The sequence below is a fragment of the Clostridium sp. UBA7339 genome, assembly GCF_002470865.1.
In the GTDB taxonomy this organism is placed as follows: domain Bacteria; phylum Bacillota; class Clostridia; order Clostridiales; family Clostridiaceae; genus Clostridium_J; species Clostridium_J sulfidigenes.
Genome location: NZ_DKPI01000006.1, coordinates 1,269,622 through 1,285,589 on the forward strand (window position 1 = coordinate 1,269,622; position 15,968 = coordinate 1,285,589).

Annotated in this window: 21 protein-coding genes and 1 tRNA gene; 3 read left to right on the plus strand and 19 right to left on the minus strand. The window is 31.3% G+C overall.

The features are described from left to right. Positions 1-71 precede the first annotated feature (71 nt). The 3 genes from B2S02_RS09440 to B2S02_RS09450 are packed head-to-tail and all read right to left on the minus strand — an operon-like array spanning position 72 to position 3,416. Positions 72-2,717 (minus strand): hypothetical protein, encoded by a 2,646-nt coding sequence (locus B2S02_RS09440; RefSeq protein ID WP_346920623.1) that lies wholly within the window; start codon positions 2,715-2,717, stop codon positions 72-74. A gap of 25 nt (positions 2,718-2,742) precedes the next feature. Further along, the gene (locus B2S02_RS09445) at positions 2,743-3,072 is read right to left on the minus strand and encodes a DUF6673 family protein (protein ID WP_346920624.1); all 330 of its coding nucleotides are present in this window, start codon (positions 3,070-3,072) and stop codon (positions 2,743-2,745) included. Further along, positions 3,072-3,416 carry a DUF6673 family protein gene (locus B2S02_RS09450; RefSeq protein ID WP_346920625.1) on the minus strand — a complete coding sequence of 115 codons (345 nt, stop codon included), beginning with the start codon at positions 3,414-3,416 and terminating at the stop codon, positions 3,072-3,074. Before B2S02_RS09450 ends, B2S02_RS09445 begins: the two co-directional genes overlap by 1 nt. A 97-nt stretch (positions 3,417-3,513) precedes the next feature. Here B2S02_RS09450 and B2S02_RS09455 point away from each other — a divergent pair, with 97 nt between their 5' ends. Further along, a complete protein-coding gene (locus B2S02_RS09455) occupies positions 3,514-3,687 on the plus strand; it encodes a hypothetical protein (RefSeq protein WP_346920626.1) in 174 nt (57 codons plus the stop codon). On the opposite strand, the gene B2S02_RS09460 is transcribed toward B2S02_RS09455, so the two are convergent. The 15 genes from B2S02_RS09460 to B2S02_RS09530 all read right to left on the minus strand — a co-directional run bounded on the left by B2S02_RS09460 (position 3,671) and on the right by B2S02_RS09530 (position 13,235). Further along, positions 3,671-3,841, minus strand: a complete 171-nt coding sequence (locus B2S02_RS09460; protein WP_346920627.1) for a hypothetical protein — start codon at positions 3,839-3,841, stop codon at positions 3,671-3,673. The two genes, B2S02_RS09455 and B2S02_RS09460, sit on opposite strands and share 17 nt — an antisense overlap. A 236-nt stretch (positions 3,842-4,077) precedes the next feature. Further along, positions 4,078-4,596, minus strand: coding sequence for a helix-turn-helix domain-containing protein (locus B2S02_RS09465; RefSeq protein ID WP_346920628.1), 519 nt, complete (start codon positions 4,594-4,596; stop codon positions 4,078-4,080). A gap of 410 nt (positions 4,597-5,006) precedes the next feature. Further along, positions 5,007-5,579 (minus strand): recombinase family protein, encoded by a 573-nt coding sequence (locus B2S02_RS09470; RefSeq protein WP_346920629.1) that lies wholly within the window; start codon positions 5,577-5,579, stop codon positions 5,007-5,009. A 1,194-nt stretch (positions 5,580-6,773) separates the two neighbouring features. After that, positions 6,774-7,583, minus strand: a complete 810-nt coding sequence (locus B2S02_RS09475; protein WP_346920630.1) for a hypothetical protein — start codon at positions 7,581-7,583, stop codon at positions 6,774-6,776. Positions 7,584-7,721: 138 nt separating this feature from the next. Next, positions 7,722-7,952, minus strand: a complete 231-nt coding sequence (locus B2S02_RS09480; protein ID WP_346920631.1) for a BRO-N domain-containing protein — start codon at positions 7,950-7,952, stop codon at positions 7,722-7,724. A 73-nt stretch (positions 7,953-8,025) separates the two neighbouring features. Next, positions 8,026-8,205 carry a hypothetical protein gene (locus B2S02_RS09485; protein ID WP_346920632.1) on the minus strand — a complete coding sequence of 60 codons (180 nt, stop codon included), beginning with the start codon at positions 8,203-8,205 and terminating at the stop codon, positions 8,026-8,028. Between the two features lie 41 nt (positions 8,206-8,246). After that, the gene (locus B2S02_RS09490; RefSeq protein WP_346920633.1) at positions 8,247-8,537 is read right to left on the minus strand and encodes a transcription factor; all 291 of its coding nucleotides are present in this window, start codon (positions 8,535-8,537) and stop codon (positions 8,247-8,249) included. A gap of 149 nt (positions 8,538-8,686) precedes the next feature. Then, positions 8,687-8,830 carry a hypothetical protein gene (locus B2S02_RS09495; protein ID WP_346920634.1) on the minus strand — a complete coding sequence of 48 codons (144 nt, stop codon included), beginning with the start codon at positions 8,828-8,830 and terminating at the stop codon, positions 8,687-8,689. 11 nt (positions 8,831-8,841) lie between these two features. Continuing rightward, positions 8,842-9,156, minus strand: a complete 315-nt coding sequence (locus B2S02_RS09500) for a hypothetical protein (RefSeq protein WP_346920635.1) — start codon at positions 9,154-9,156, stop codon at positions 8,842-8,844. 147 nt (positions 9,157-9,303) lie between these two features. After that, the gene (locus B2S02_RS09505; protein WP_346920636.1) at positions 9,304-9,597 is read right to left on the minus strand and encodes a hypothetical protein; all 294 of its coding nucleotides are present in this window, start codon (positions 9,595-9,597) and stop codon (positions 9,304-9,306) included. Between the two features lie 2 nt (positions 9,598-9,599). Continuing rightward, positions 9,600-11,474: a DnaB-like helicase C-terminal domain-containing protein gene (locus B2S02_RS09510; protein ID WP_346920637.1), complete on the minus strand. Its 1,875-nt coding sequence runs from the start codon at positions 11,472-11,474 to the stop codon at positions 9,600-9,602. 9 nt (positions 11,475-11,483) lie between these two features. Then, positions 11,484-11,759, minus strand: coding sequence for a hypothetical protein (locus B2S02_RS09515; protein WP_346920638.1), 276 nt, complete (start codon positions 11,757-11,759; stop codon positions 11,484-11,486). Continuing rightward, positions 11,759-12,406: a hypothetical protein gene (locus B2S02_RS09520; protein WP_346920639.1), complete on the minus strand. Its 648-nt coding sequence runs from the start codon at positions 12,404-12,406 to the stop codon at positions 11,759-11,761. The genes B2S02_RS09515 and B2S02_RS09520 overlap by 1 nt, the downstream gene beginning before the upstream one ends. Before the next feature lie 188 nt (positions 12,407-12,594). Then, positions 12,595-12,825: a hypothetical protein gene (locus B2S02_RS09525; protein WP_346920640.1), complete on the minus strand. Its 231-nt coding sequence runs from the start codon at positions 12,823-12,825 to the stop codon at positions 12,595-12,597. A gap of 206 nt (positions 12,826-13,031) precedes the next feature. Further along, positions 13,032-13,235, minus strand: a complete 204-nt coding sequence (locus tag B2S02_RS09530) for a helix-turn-helix transcriptional regulator (protein ID WP_346920641.1) — start codon at positions 13,233-13,235, stop codon at positions 13,032-13,034. Positions 13,236-13,389: 154 nt separating this feature from the next. Here B2S02_RS09530 and B2S02_RS09535 point away from each other — a divergent pair, with 154 nt between their 5' ends. Together B2S02_RS09535 and B2S02_RS09540 are read left to right on the plus strand one after the other, a co-directional pair. Then, positions 13,390-14,019, plus strand: a complete 630-nt coding sequence (locus B2S02_RS09535) for a helix-turn-helix transcriptional regulator (protein WP_346920642.1) — start codon at positions 13,390-13,392, stop codon at positions 14,017-14,019. A gap of 400 nt (positions 14,020-14,419) precedes the next feature. Beyond that, positions 14,420-15,673, plus strand: coding sequence for a site-specific integrase (locus B2S02_RS09540; protein ID WP_346920643.1), 1,254 nt, complete (start codon positions 14,420-14,422; stop codon positions 15,671-15,673). A 148-nt stretch (positions 15,674-15,821) separates the two neighbouring features. On the opposite strand, the gene B2S02_RS09545 is transcribed toward B2S02_RS09540, so the two are convergent. Further along, positions 15,822-15,897 (minus strand) — tRNA-Trp (locus B2S02_RS09545). Positions 15,898-15,968 lie beyond the last annotated feature (71 nt).

Genomic DNA, 15,968 nt, shown 5'->3' on the forward strand with positions numbered 1-15,968 from the left:
ATAAAATAAGATAAGCTCAATTTTGAGCCTATCTCTTCTTTTATATTTTCAATACTATATTCTTCTTATCTCTAATATCCAAACCCTAAATCTCTTCCAACTTTTTTTAACGCTCTTGCATTTTCGCTTGGTGTCCTCTCCGGATTAACTATAGTAACGTGTTGAGTTACTCCATTATCGTTGGTTATTACATTATTAGTAGTAGCATTATTTGCTCTTGAATTAATAGCTGCTGACATTCTAGCTTGTTCACCATATACCGCCGCAGTAAGTTTAGCACTGACTTCATCAATATCGATATTAGATACTATATCAGATAAGTTTTTCCTTATATCTTTTTCCACCCTAGAAGCTTCATCCTCGAACCCTACTCCGACACCTTGTGCCATGTATTTTCCTACTTCATCACGGTATAATCGAGAAGGTGATTTTATTTCATTGGCATCCTGTGCGCCTTTTAACATTCCATCAAAGAATCCAGTAACTTTTTGGTTCAACCACGAACCAACTGACTTAATACCTTCCCAAATCCCTTTAACAATATTAACCCCAATATCCCAAAACTTAGACGGAAGGTCTTTAACTGCGCCTATAATGTTTTCGACCATTTCGCCACCGGCTTCACGTGATTTTGCCCCTAAATCTTTACCGAATTGAATAACTTTCTTAATTGTATTTAGTAGCCATTCCCATATTCGCCCTGGTAATTTAGCAAACCACTCTATAACTGCATTTATAGCATTGCTAACTGTATTAACCATATTGTTATAAGTTTGTGTTCCCCAGTTAACTACATTGTTATACGCCTTTACTAAGAACTCCCATATACGACCTGGTAACTTTTTAAACCATTCACTAACAATGTAATAAACGTTACTACATACTAATATAAAGTTATTTAATGTATTTTCACCCCATTGAACTATTTTATTGTAAGCATTAGTTATAAACTCCCATATTCTACCCGGTAATTGGGAGAACCACTCAGTTACTGTGTTATAAATATTTGTACAAGTTTCCGTGAAACTATTCCATGCATTTATTCCCCAATTAACTATTGTAGTAAATGCAAACCCCAGAGCATAGCCTATCTTATTAGGTAATTCCATAAACCAGTTAAACATTTGCTCCAGCCATAATGGAATAGTTACTGTGAAGAAGGATACAACCGCATTCCACCCATCTGCAAAGGCTTGTTTCACACCTTCCCACCATGCCGGTATGCTCTCGGTGAAGAAAGTCACAATTGCGTTCCATCCATCTACAAACCATTGTTTGATATTAGTCCATAAAGTTCCGAACCATTCGCCTAGAGAACCGAACCAAGTTTTCATACTTTCTATCCAACTAGGTATTGTTTCAGTAAAAAATCCCATTATAGCATTCCATGTGTCTATAAAGAATGTCTTTATACTTTCCCACATGTTTATGAAAAAATTTCTAAAGCCTTCACTAGTGTTCCATAAGTATATGAATCCAGCTACCAAACCCACTACCGCTGCTGCTATTAATACATAAGGATTCATGCCTAATACAATATTAAAAGCTTTCATTATTGGAGTACCTGTTGCTATTTCCATAAATAAATCTTTGAATATGCCACCGATTTTACTTACAGTATTAACAACTTTCAATGTCAATAATGCTACACCTATGCCCACTATTCCTGCTGCTATAAATTCTGAATTGTCCAATAGCCATGCAAACACTTCTGTTATTTTAGGAAGCCATTCCATAGCAACATCAACAGCATTTTTTACTGCATCAGCTATACCTTCAAATATTCTTTTAACATCTTCTTGCATTGATTCTGGAAATAAAGATGCCATCATTTCTGGAATTTCATCTAGGACTTTAGGTAGTAATGTTCTAAATAATTCTCCAATACCTTTTATTGCAGTTTTTATTCTTGGCAATAAATTTTTACCTAGAGAGCCTAAACTGTTAACTAAATTTTGTACTAACACATCAAAATTGGCATTATCATCAGCCATACCAGTTAGTAAGTTCGTCCATGCAGATTTAGTCATGTTAAAACTACCTTCAATTGTAGATGATGCCTCTTTAGCTGTTGTTCCCGTGATTCCCATTTCAGTTTGAACTGCGTGGATGGCCTCTATTACATCACTGAAATTGTTTATATCATATTTAATTCCAGTAAGTTTTCGTGCATCTGCAAGAAGTCTTTCCATTTCGGTTTTAGTACCACCATACCCAAGTTTCAAGTTATCTAGCATAGTATAATTTTGCTTTGCAAACCCTTGATAGGCATTTTGTATATCTCCAATAGCCGTACCCATTTTATTAGCATTATCAGACATATCAGTAACAGCCTTATTCCCTATTTCAGCGGCTTTTTTAGTATCTCCACCAAGGCCTTGCAATAATGAAGCTGAAAAACCTGTTATAGTTTTCATATACTCATTTGCTGACATACCCGCAGTTTTATAAGCATCATTAGCATATCCAATTACTTCATCACTACTGCTTTTAAATAAAGTTTCAACACCACCGACTAATTGTTCGTATTCAGCGTATTGGTCAATCGATAATTTAGTCAACCCAGTAACCGCAACACCAGCCGCCGCTACCGCTCCAGTAAATAGTTTTAGACCAGTTTTAGCAGCACCTCCTAATGTAGAACCTAATTTATTAACACCTTTTTCTGCCCCTTTACTGTCAATCTGAGTATCAATTATAATCCGTCCATCTGCCATTTTTTCACCTCCTTCCATGATCTAACTATCTTTTACTTGGAAATTTTATTATTAATCCTCTCATATCTTTCTTTTGATTAATAACTTCATTTTGAAGTTGCTTTAAGGCATTGAAACATCTATAATAATACGGCTTGTCTCCAAATAACTTCTCACGGGTACCATTACCAAACAATTCATCAAAGAAACTACATATTACCATTGCATAAAATGCTTCTTTACACTTATTAGATATAGCCTTTGTATCCTTTATCTCATCAAATCCTTCACATAAACCATTTAAGCATTGTCTATATCTATTTAAATCATCCTCGTTTGAAATATCTAATTTCAATAAAACTCCATTAATATTCATTATTTTTTACTTCTTCTTTGCACTCTATTAGAAGAATATTTACTTGCTATTTTCTCAACCTCAGAGTTTTTAGCACTCATTTGTGTTACTAATTCTTCAAAGGCCTTTAAACAAGTTAGTAAATTAACTTTACCACCAAACACTTTCTTATCTGTACCCTCTCCGAATAAGGTATTAAATACATCAAATATAGCATTACACTGTGTTCTAATACTTTCAGATATTTTCATACCTTCAATAGATTTTGCGACTCCCTCGACACGTTCTAGGGCATCTTCCCACTTTTCAGCTACTTCAAGGTCTAATATGTCTATATCCTTCAATTCTATATTGTTAATTTTCATTTTACTCTCTCCTTTTTACCTCTTATTTTACTTTTATACTTTATTTTGTTTTATACCCCAATAAATGCTAAAATATTGTTGAAAGGGGGTGCGTGATATGGATAACAAACCTTATGATGTTTCTTTAGAACAATTAGCTCATGATTTCACAATGTTAAAAGTTCAAAGACAAATTGATAACGGAAAAATTACTACATATGGCGATATGTATGATTTATACGTTGATGAACTTGACACTGTAAAAACATTTTTGTCTAGAGGAACCAATTAAACTTACTATCTAAACTTTCATTAATTGGCATATTTCTAAGAAGTTGATTTTGGCAGCGAGTTAATAAACACATTGTTTCTCTTGCTGTCAAATCTTCTTTCTTTATTAATTCATCAATCCTTTGTACTAATAAATCTGCTTTTTTATCTTTCATCCTTATTCCTCCTTAAATTCTTTACACTCACGTTGGAGCTGCTTGAATAATTTAGTAATATTTCTTTGGTTCTACACATAGAATATAATGTGTAGTGTTTGTCCATTTTTCAAAGATAGTTTTTTATAAAAGGCTGTTAAGCCTCCTTGTTTTGCCCTCCTTAGAGCTGCTTAGTTGTCCATCTTTGTTTATGAGTGTTAATTCATTCATTAACTTGTCTTCTTAAGATCATTCTGTTAACTAATAATTTTAACTAATGAATTGGCTATGTTTTTAAAAGATTCATTTTGCAAAGTTAGATACTCAATTTTAGATTCTAACTCTTTGATGTATTGATCCTTTTCATCTACTTTGTTTGATATGCCCAAAATAGAATTAACTTCATCTTTTAAAATTCTCCATTCTCTACCAATCTTAGTACCTGTAATTTCTTTAGTAGCTAATTTATCTCTAACAGTTTGTTTGCTAACCCCCAATAATTTAGATACTTCTTCTACCGAATACCACGCTTTATCCATTTGTTTTAACTCCTTTATTTTTCTTTTCTCTAATCTTCTTCTCTCCAAAGGAGATAGTGGGTTAACCTCTCCTAATGATTCTATTTTTATTATTTCCTCCATATAGTAGCGCGGTGCTTCAAAATTAGGGTTTCTTGTTAATACCCCATCCTGTTCATATTTCAAAATACTTTCTGTATTAAAATCCCATCTTTCTGCAAGACTCTTACGACTTATCAATACTTTTTCTAATTCCATAATTATTCCTCCTACCATTTAAATTCATAATACTTATGTTTTATATCACTTAAATTTCTTATTCTGAATTTACACGATAAGCCCTTTTGTTTTGAAAAAATATTTTTGATAACCGTGAAATATGAAACCTCTTGGAATTTAGAATGCTACCCCCTATCCGAGTTTTAAAAAATGGTGAGAAATTTTATGTCGACTATCGACAGGACACGCAAAAATTGGAATTTAGAAGGTAGGGGGTCTTTATAAATAAAAAAAGCTACAGAAAACAAAGAGTATTTAACTCTAAATATTCCCGTAGCCTTATAGCTTTACATTATAAAAATGTGGTACTTATTTATTAACTTTTATAAATCTATTATACCATATAAACGTAGTTATATCAATGGTTACCGACACTTATATATAAAAATTTACCTTCTTTTCTTAACTTCTCTTACTAATGTACTTTTGCTTATTCCAGTAATGTCTGCCACTTCTGTGTAACTACCATCTTTTAACATTTCAATAGCATTATCTAACTGCTTTTTAGTATACTTCTTAGGTCTACCCTCTGCGAATCCTTCCTTAGTTTTAGCTATAGCCTTACCATTTTGAGTACGTTCTATAATTGTATTACGCTCCATCTCTGCAACTGCTAATAAAGTTGTTAAAAAGAACTTACCCATTGTGGTATTCTCTAATAACCCTACATTCAATACATGTACTGCTATACCTCTATCAAATAATCCTTGGACTATTTCTATTCCCTCAACTGTATTACGTGCTAATCTATCAAGCTTACATACAACTAACGTATCTCCAGCACTTAAACCATTAATAATCTTATCAAATATAGGTCTATGTGTTGTAGTACCTGTATACTGTTCTTTATATATAATTGCATTATCATATCTATTTAATATCTCTTGTTGTTGCTGCTCCAATGAATTATTATCTAACTGACTTCTACTTGACACCCTGGTATATCCTATTATTTCACTCATAATTTTACCCCTCTTTTCAGCCTGCTTATGACCATAAGTTTTGACACCGCTCTATACATTGATTTTACGTCATAATTTTACCGTAGTCAATACTGTTAAGTTATGAACATGATTTATTTTTATTCCACTGCATCTTTAATAAATAATTCTTCAAAGTATAATCATATATAAGTATAACATACCTTTATTTTCTTCATATCTACCTTTTAAATGCGTTTTAATTATAGTTTAGAGTAAATACTCGTTTTATTGTAAAAACTTCTTAAAAACGATTTTAGAGCCATTTAAAATCATATTGTTATTTTAATTATGTGCTAAATACATTAAATTCATATTTTGAGACTTTAAAAGGCTACCCATGATTAGTGAGTAACCTTGAAATATCGTTATAACATCTACACGGTGCCATTATTTATTCATTCTCTCTTTATCGAGTCCACATAAGTTATTTTTTATCGTGTCAATATATTTTTTTACCGTGTTACAAAACCCCACTTATCCGGTATACTGCTTTCATCCAACTGAAAACTCTTTTTATCGAGTTTATCAAGTGTACTTTTATCGAGTCCACATAGAGTACTTTCACCTTTGTTGCATTACTCTTTTTATCGTGTCAACATATTCTACTTTCACGAGTCTATACATCCTTTTATTTTGGTAATCAACTCAGCTATTACAGCCATTACCTCACTAAGCCAGTTCACAGTCGATAATTAGAGTTTTTTTAAAATGTACGTATTTGTCCACACGTTAGCCTACACCCACACATTGATTTTACTTAATTCTTAATTCACTTTACCACTTTACAACTGTACAGTATTACAGTAATAACTTTACACTTTTTAGACACTTTTCTAGACACTAGGATTATTTTTTTAATAGCCATACTCTGATTAATTGCTCTTTAAGCCCTAAATATTTATTCAAATCACTATGTTATTTACTCCATACTAAAATACCAATCCAGTAAAAGCATAAAATCAACTCTAAAAACAGTACATTTACGAGATGATCTATATATTTTATTTTCTTTTTATTTTTCTTTTCTTTTTGACCCCCATTTTTCGGGGGTAGTGTACCTCCGTTTTTCGGGGGTAGTATACTCCTAATTTTTGGAGTACCTCCGTTTTTTGTAGTACCTCCATTTATTGGGGGTAGTTAATATTTAATATATGACTATAAGTTTTGACTATGCTATATACCCCATTTTTCCTTAAGATTATTTAAGAATTTCATACCCTCTCCACTATCTTTAGCAGTATCCGGATGAAGTTTCATAGCTGCAGCTTTATATATTTTCTTTAAATATGATTTTTCTTCCTCTGTGTAGGTACTAACTTTATCTTCATGGTAACTACTTTTGAAATAATCATTGTAGTTACTTTTATAATTTTCATAGTAACTACGCTCATATTCTTTCTGTTGCTTGTACTTCTCTTTTATTTCTTCAAGCTTTACCTTGTTCCTAAGTTCTCCAAACACATCATAACAATAATCATATGTGTCTTTACCATATTTCTCTTCAAATTCAAGCTTATGTGCTATATACAATGTAGTTATTTTATCATGTTTTTGTTTTACTTTATACTCTTCTGTTCCTTGAAATTCACTTTGTATATTCTCTATTAAGGGATCTAGTTTTTTATATACCAAATCACATAATTCATCTTCTGATACTCCTATGGATTTAAGCTTTTTTTTCCAATTTGAAGATGTAAAGTAATCTCCTATATATGTAGTACCTTGAGCTATATCGTAATACTCCATTGTGCATATTACCCATTGTTTCTTTTTAACTTTCCCTTCTTCTCTGTAACTGTGATGTATGCTTATTTTATAAGCTTTCTTCATAGGTCTTTTAAATCTTTCATCTGAATAAGTATAACCATACTTTACATGTTCTTCATTATACATTGTAAATCTACTTTCATATGATTTAAGTTCTTTATATTCTCCATATTGATTTTCTTTCTTTAATTCTACCTCTTGAATTACGCAATACATATAATCCCCCCTTTGTAGTTACTTCATATATTCACTTAGTAACCACATGATTATTAAAAATAAAGGGGAATTATCACATTCCCCTATGTTTTATAAAGTTTGTCTAGTTGGTATCGGTAGTAACGACCCCATCTTTATTTAATCCGCTTTCGTAATAGTTGCTATTTCTCCAGCCATATTATTTGTATCGACTATTTCGGTCGGTTCAATTTTGGCAGTTTCATCATCATCTAATCTTCTAAGCATTACTGATATTTCTGAGTATTCCAGTTTTTCTGATATATCCTTAGCTAAAAACCAAGGTTCATTATCTTTTGTTATAACTCTTACTTCTCCAAAATCTTCACTCTTGAAAACCTCAATATTCATTGCCCATCCTCTTTTATTTTTTTCCTCTGTAGAGCGCTTGAATAATTTACCCACCTAGGCGTAGTTTTAATAATTAATCTTCTTCCAATGAAGCTAAGTAAGTATCTAAATATAATTGGTTTAAGTACATTACTGTCTTTTCAGATGGTTGATTCATAACTATAAATTTGCTATTACCAACATACCCATCTGTTACAAATGGTTTACCATTCTTAGTTATCATCTTAGGTGTTGGTTTCATATCTGTATCCATATCCATTCCCTTCCCTTTGCTATATATAATTTTATCGTATATTAACCTACTAAAACTTTTATGTTAGTTAGCCTATCTTTTAAGTTCATGTTTTCCTTTTCCAACTCTTCGATTTTTCTTTCTAATCTTCTTCTCTCGAGTGGAGATAGTGGATTGATTTCTTTTAATGTTTCGATTTTAAGTACTTCCTCCATGTAGTAACGTGGTGCTTCAAAATTAGGATTTCTTGTTAATATTCCTCGTTTTTCATAATTCTGTATGCTTTCAGTACTATCAAAATCCCATCTTTCTGCAAGAGTTCTCCTATTTACTAAAGTTTTTCTGTATTCCATAGTTACCTCCTAACTTGTCTATTTGCTTTCTCTAAGATTTTAAGAAGGTATTTTTCAGCTTCATTCATTTTCTTATCACCTCACTTTATTATTCTTTTGTAAACAATACAATTACTAAATATTAAAATTGCTTATTCTGTACCCTCTCCTTATTCTAATTCAATATACACCCTGTAAAAGCCTCCAGTTTTATTAGGTTCACTAATCTTCCTTATGTTATTATCTTTTGATAATTGTTTAAGTATTTTCAACATATCTTCTTGTTTTTCATAACTTAACTTAATCTTAACCATAAACATTCTCCTTAAATATAATTTGTCATTCCAGTATCTTTTAAGAAATCTAGGTTTGTAAGTCCAGCTATTACCCCAGCTCTGAAATAAAATTTGCATAAGTTTATCCATTCTTGTGTGGTTGCGGCATAATATTCATCTAGTGACTTTTGACACTCTTCAGGCATATCTTCACATAATTGCTTGAATAGTTTTTCGGCTATTTGGGTAAGTTCTATCTGCTCTTTATCCGTATCAGCAAAATCTCTTTCGTCACACTCTTGCACGTGATTAAACTCATTATCTATAACATTGTTAATTAATTTTGTAATTTCTTCATATTTCATAAAATAAAATCTCCTTTTTTACTTGATTTTTAGGAGCTTTTGAGATACCATTAATTTGTGTGTGAGGTGTCTCTCGCTCCTTGGTGATGAATATTGGTAGTGTTCAGCACCTTTTTTATTTAATTTAATCATTTTATAATACATCTGCTACATTTCCATTAAGATAAATAGCATTGTCTTTAGTTCATTATTTCTTTGCTTATCTAGTAACTCTTCATCTTTATAACGATTTTTCATCACTTCAAAATTGAAAATCCTTATTGCAACGCAATCTAGGAACCATTGAAAATCTATTTCTTTGCCTACTGAATACTCTTCAAAGTACTTATTACAAAATTGTATAAGCATAGCTCCTTTCTTTTCAGTTTCTTTCGCATTAAGTTGCGAATTACACATTATTCTTGCTATATACCTATAAACTTTTATTAAATTACTATTCACTTTTATACCCCCCAATTTTCAAGTATGCTTTCTTGTTTCTTATTTATCGTAATAACCTCTTGAATGTCTTTTGGAATAATTTCACGTTTCCAATTAAGGTTATAAGCTAAAATATTCCCCTGTTCGTCAATCTCTAACAATAAGCCTGTATCATCATCAAAATAAGTTTCAACCTTCGGAAGTTCTCCGTAGTACCTATTTTTAAGCACTTGCAAGTATCCATTTATACCTTCTTCTATTTTTTCACTCTCATATTCCCTTATTACTGCGATTATATTGTCAGCCTTATTGTAAATATCCGAACTACCGCTTATTTGTTCAAAATCCATATCAGAACCTTTACTGTAGGTTTTATTAGGGTGTAATACTAGGATTATGTGAGTATTGTAATTCTTAGCTAAATCACATAACCTCTGAACAAAATCAGCTTGTTGCTCGTACTTTTCTGCCGCTTTCACACTTAGAATAGACATTAGGTTATCAATTACAATTAAATCGTACTGATTAAACTTGATTTCAACTTCTATCATGGCTAGTAGTTCATCTATGGTCTTTAGTTTGCTTTCACCTTTATTGAATAGATAGAATTTATTTTTGTGCCATTCTTGCAACTTTCTCAAAACTTCTTTTTTAGGCTCTTTCCTCTTACGTTTATTAATCTTTATCCAGTTATAGCAATTTTCATCTTTGCCTATAACAAGCTGATAAATCTCATTTATAAGCATTTCTGCATCATTTTCACCATTCATGAGATATACCTTATTGCTTTTATCAATGGCGTTGGCTATAACTTGTTTTACAAAGGTTGTCTTACCTCCGTTACTTCTTCCAGTAATAAGAGTTACACATTTAGGTGCTAGGTCATTCAAAGCGAAATCTATGCTCTTTATACCTGTAGGCACATAATTGCCTTTACATTGCATTAATCCCTTGTATGGCTCTTTATCTAAATCCCTTCTACCTTCGATTTTAAATCTTGCACTATCTATTAATTCAGCTATTTTACTGCTACCACCCTTGTAATATTCCTCATTAACATCATTCACAGTGTATAGCCTTTTATCTATCAGCTTTACTTTATCACCTAGTAATTCAACCATTTTCCTGTCCATTTCTTCTCCAGCTTTATCATTATCAGAAACTATTATGATGCTTTCAAAATTCTCTAGGAATTCTTTAGCTTGTTCTATTAATGCAGCTAAACTATTTGCACCGGCACCTACGCTTACCACATTGGTAAATCCACATTGATAAATAATCATGCAGTCAAATTCACCTTCGCAGATAATTAACTCTTTATTATCCAGGTTAATATTTTGTGCATTGAACAAGTATGGTTTACTACCTGTTATATTTAACATTTTAGGCTTTCCTGGGTCTTTTAATGGCTTTCTAGTCTTATACCCTACCACAGTATCAAACTTGCAATATGGAAAGGCTATGGAGTTTTTATAACTACCTAGATTAAATTGCTTTATGGTTTCTTTTGTAATTCCTCTAGAATTTATATACTTTATACACTCTTCTGTAATGTCAGTTACCTTTTTAGACTCATTGTAAAATGTATCTCTGCTTTTCTGCATTGAAGTATCTTTATAGCTACCTACCCCCAAAAGTTCTCTTACTACTTCATCATGGGTATAATTAAGATGGTCTTTGTAATAGCCATAGATATCTATTTTCATTCCACATGCAAAACAGTAAAATTGAAATCTTTTAGAGTCCCAACTCATACTTGGGTCTTTATCTCCATGCTTATGTGCAAATGTATTAGGGCAATGATATTTTTTACCTTTCTTAACCATACCTAATCCACTTGAAATTATTTCTTCTGCTTCTTGTCCATATTTCTGCTTAATTTCTTGTATCTGTTCCATATCTCACCTCTATAAATCTCTATACACAAAATTCAACTTTGGTTTTTTCTTCTCATATAGTCCATTTTTCTTCTTACAATCAATTAAACTTGCAATTGTAGGAGGTAAGTATTCACTTGTCATATAAGCCTTTACCACTTTAGGAAAGTTATCATCATTAAATCCATTTTCAGTTAATGACTCATACCACACCTTCATAGTAGTAGGATCAGTTTCTTTTATCCTCCAATTCGGATATGCTATAAGTAATATATCCATTTGTTTTTTAAAAACTTCTTTATTCATTAAAAATCAGCGACCTTTCTTACTGATGTATTTTGATTATTGCATTTATTTTCGCTATAGTTTTTATCAAGAAAATCAACATAACCACTGTTGAAAAATGTACTCCCATGCTGTATATATCTTTCCTCTGTATTTTTACATTCCTTAATGTATCTTTCTATACACCTCTTAAACTCGTCATTCAACTTATATAATGCTTTCTTTTTAGTTGCTGAAATCTTTCCTTTGCCTATTTTTCTAGGGTATAAACTCCAACATTCTTCAAAGAACTCGTTATGTGCATTATTATTTTTTTCTATCTTTTGTTTTTTCTCCTCCACCGGAATAACTTCCTCACTAGGAACTACCTTAGTATTGGTTGTAATTTCTCCACCTACTTTTATGAAATACTTACTTCTTCCACCTTTCCCACTTTCTCTGATTAAAACGCCTTTATCGATTAGAGAATTGAATATCTTATCTAAAGTTTCATCTTTTTTTATTCCCGTTAGTTTCTTAATTAATGTCCTGCTTGGGTCTGCATATCCCTTTTCATAATTTACATATCTAAACATAACTAACAATAACCCTTTTTCCTTTAAGTCAAGTTCTGTATTGTCTATAATAGTGTTGTATTGCAACCATCTATAATTCCCATAGTCTACCATTTACATGGTCACCACCTTCTTTACTACCTCTGCACTTATATATAGTCGGCATTATTACCTCTCCTAACTTTTAAGGGCTCTTTTAAAATATCTTAATCCCTCTAGTGAAGGTTCTTTATTAAACTCAACACAAAGTTCAATATATTTATTTAAAATTTTTATACTCATAATCATCCTCCTTCAATAAATTAATCAATTCCAACCCTTCTTAGTACACCATACTGTTTAAGTGGTTCTGATTGCTTAGTATTCTCCAACGCTTGTTTTCTAAGAAATTCCTCACACAATTCAATATCAAAGATATACTTTACTCCAGATTTTAAAAAAGGTACTTTCCCCTCTTTAGCCATTCTTCTTAGTTGATATTCTGTAAGGTCTAATTCCTCTGCTGCTTGTTTTATATAAGCCTTTCTACCCATAACTTAATCCCCCTTATTTAATAATGTTTTTCTATGATTTGCTAATGTCTAATCTGTTTATACCTATTCATTGTTATAAGTCTCAGATACTTCTTTTATGTCTTTACTATGCAATGTCATTATTGATGTGAATTTCTTGCTTATATGTGACTAAAAATGATTTAAAATGTTTTTAGGTGTATTGATTTCCTTTGCTTAAATCGTGTTTATTCTTCATCTAGTAGCAATTCTGTTATTTCTGTATTTAAAGCTCTTGCAATTAATCCAGCACTTTTTACAGATGGAGTATTTACTCCATTTAGTATTTTTGATATAGTGGATCTTCCCAATCCAGTTCTCTCGACTAATTCATTTGTAGATATACAAGCCTTCGCTTGAGCTATCCTTAATTTCTTAATATTAATATTCATTTCCGCTCCCCCTATATTCATTATTGAATACTTATTATATTATTATATTACTATTCATTATTGAATATGTCAATATTGTTCCAATCCTTTTAAAACATTTATTTGCAATTTTGAATATTTATCATTATTATATTAGTTAAAGGAGTGTGATTAGATGGGTCTTAATGAATTAATTAAAATTGGTGATACTATAAAAAAAATCCGAAAATCAAAAGGAATAACTCAAAAGGAAATGTCAAAACTAGTAGACATCCCATATTCTACTTATTCTAATTATGAAAATAACAATAGAACACCACCTACTGATATACTAAACAAAATTGCTAAATATCTTGATGTTAGTGTTTATCAACTTTTAGGAGCTGAAATTACTCCAGTGGATTTAGCCCGTATAAATAATCATGATTTCATAAATAAAAATACTATTCTTGATTATCCTATTGATAAAGAGAAGTTCTTATCAATTTTAAAAGAGAATAATTTAACAATAGAAGACGTATCTGAGCTTGCTCAAGTTAGTTTAAGAAGAGTTAAAGCTATTATAGATGATGATATGCCAACGTTATTATCACATCATATTACTAGAATTGCTAAAGCTTTAAATATTAATGAACATGATTTAATATTTAACTCAAATGGTATGGATATTAATGATATGAACTTTAAATATTATTTGGAAAACTATTTGATTGACAAAGGACTTGATGGGAAAATTGCTGTTGAAAAAGCTAATGAAATTACAGCTATTGTGAATACTATAATCGATCATTCTTTAAATAAATAATTGCCATAATATAAAACTAGGCAAACAACTCTAGCACTATCTAGTGATTCACCTATATATAGTAACTTCAACCAACTTAAAAATGAGCCCGTTAAAATTAGCAAATTGCAATCTATTCTAAAACAACAAACTTGTGGTTTCAAACACACTATTAAAACTCTAACAGTGAATTGAAGCTACTCACCACAATTTTGCGTTGAGTAAACTATTCAGAAAACGTAAAATTGCATTATCAAAATATTATTTATGAGGTTACTACTATTAAGGGCATTGGTGTATCACCTACCCCATAGGCTCCGGAATATAAATCCTATAACCCTCGTCATTATGACGAACCTCGACATCTAGTCGAACCCCTCCATTTTGGTGGATATGAATTTAATAGAAATAAGGTGAATATATGGCGGCTATAGAAAAACGAGGAGAGAACTCCTACAGGCTCACAGTATCATGTGGATATGATAGGAATGGTAAGAAGATAGTTAAACGTAAGACAGTAGATTTATCTCATGTTAAACACGATAAGCAGATGGAAGAAGCTAATAAACAGTGGATACTACTTAAAAATGAAATAGAAAAAGGTTTATTTTTAGATACTGATAAGGTAACCTTTGAGGATTTTATCGAGAAGTGGTTAAAAGATTATGCGGAACATGAATTAGCACCCAAAACATTATATAGATATAAAGAACTATTGAATACACGTATCATTCCAGGTTTAGGACATCTAAAGCTTAATAAACTTCAACCTACTCATTTAACAGAGTTCTATAATAACCTACGTGAAGATGGTATTCGTACGGATAAAAAGCCTGGAGGGTTATCAGAGAGGACTATTCTACATCACCATAGATTAATATCAAGTATTCTTACTTGTGCGGTACAATGGCAATTCCTATTAAATAACCCAGCTTCAAGAGTAAAACCCCCAAAGGTAGAAAAGAAAGAAGCTAAACATTTCAATATAGAGCAAACGGAATATATTCTTGAACTTATGGAGAAGGAACCAATTAAATATAGAACTATGATAACATTAGCCATTTATGGTGGAATGAGAATGGGTGAATTAACCGCTTTAGAATGGCAAGATGTAGACTTTGACACTGGTCTTTTAAGAATAAATAAATCATTGCAGCATTTAAAGGGTAAAGGCACTTTTGTTAAATCCACTAAAAATGAAACTAGCAATAGAATTATTTCACTTCCTGGATCTGCTATAACTCTTTTAAAGGAATATAAGTTTTGGCAGAATTGTGAAAAGGCTAATTTAGGTGACTTATGGAATGATGAATATACAAATATATTCACCACACTTGACGGTAAGCCTATGTTTCCAAGTACCATAAGTAAATGGTTCAATAAGTTCATTAAAAGGCATAATGAAGCTATTATGAGTAATGACACCATATCTAAAGAAGATAAGAAGAAATATATATTAGATAATGTTAATTTTCATGGATTAAGACATACAAGTGCTACCTTACTAATTAACCAGGGTGTAGATGTAACTACAGTTAGTAAAAGGTTAGGTCATGCTAGAACTTCAACTACTACAGATATATATTCACACAGCTTAAAAAAGGCGGATACTGAAGCAGCTGATAAGCTTGAAAATCTTTTTAATAAAAATATCGAAAATAAAAAGCAAGGCTAAAATACCTTGCTTTCTTGTTGTAATTTATAGTATCTAATATTAACTTTTTAATCTAGTAGTACCCAAATAGTACCCATTTCTTAGTTAGTACCCAATTTTACTGAAAAATAAAAAACCAGCAAATCGTTGAATTTACTGGCTTTCCTTATGGCAGGGGCACGAGGACTTGAACCCGGAACCAACGGTTTTGGAGACCGCTACTCTACCAATTGAGCTATACCCCTTCGTTACTCGTTTATTATATTATATAATAAACATAAATGCAAGAGGTTTTATATAAATTATTCAACATATT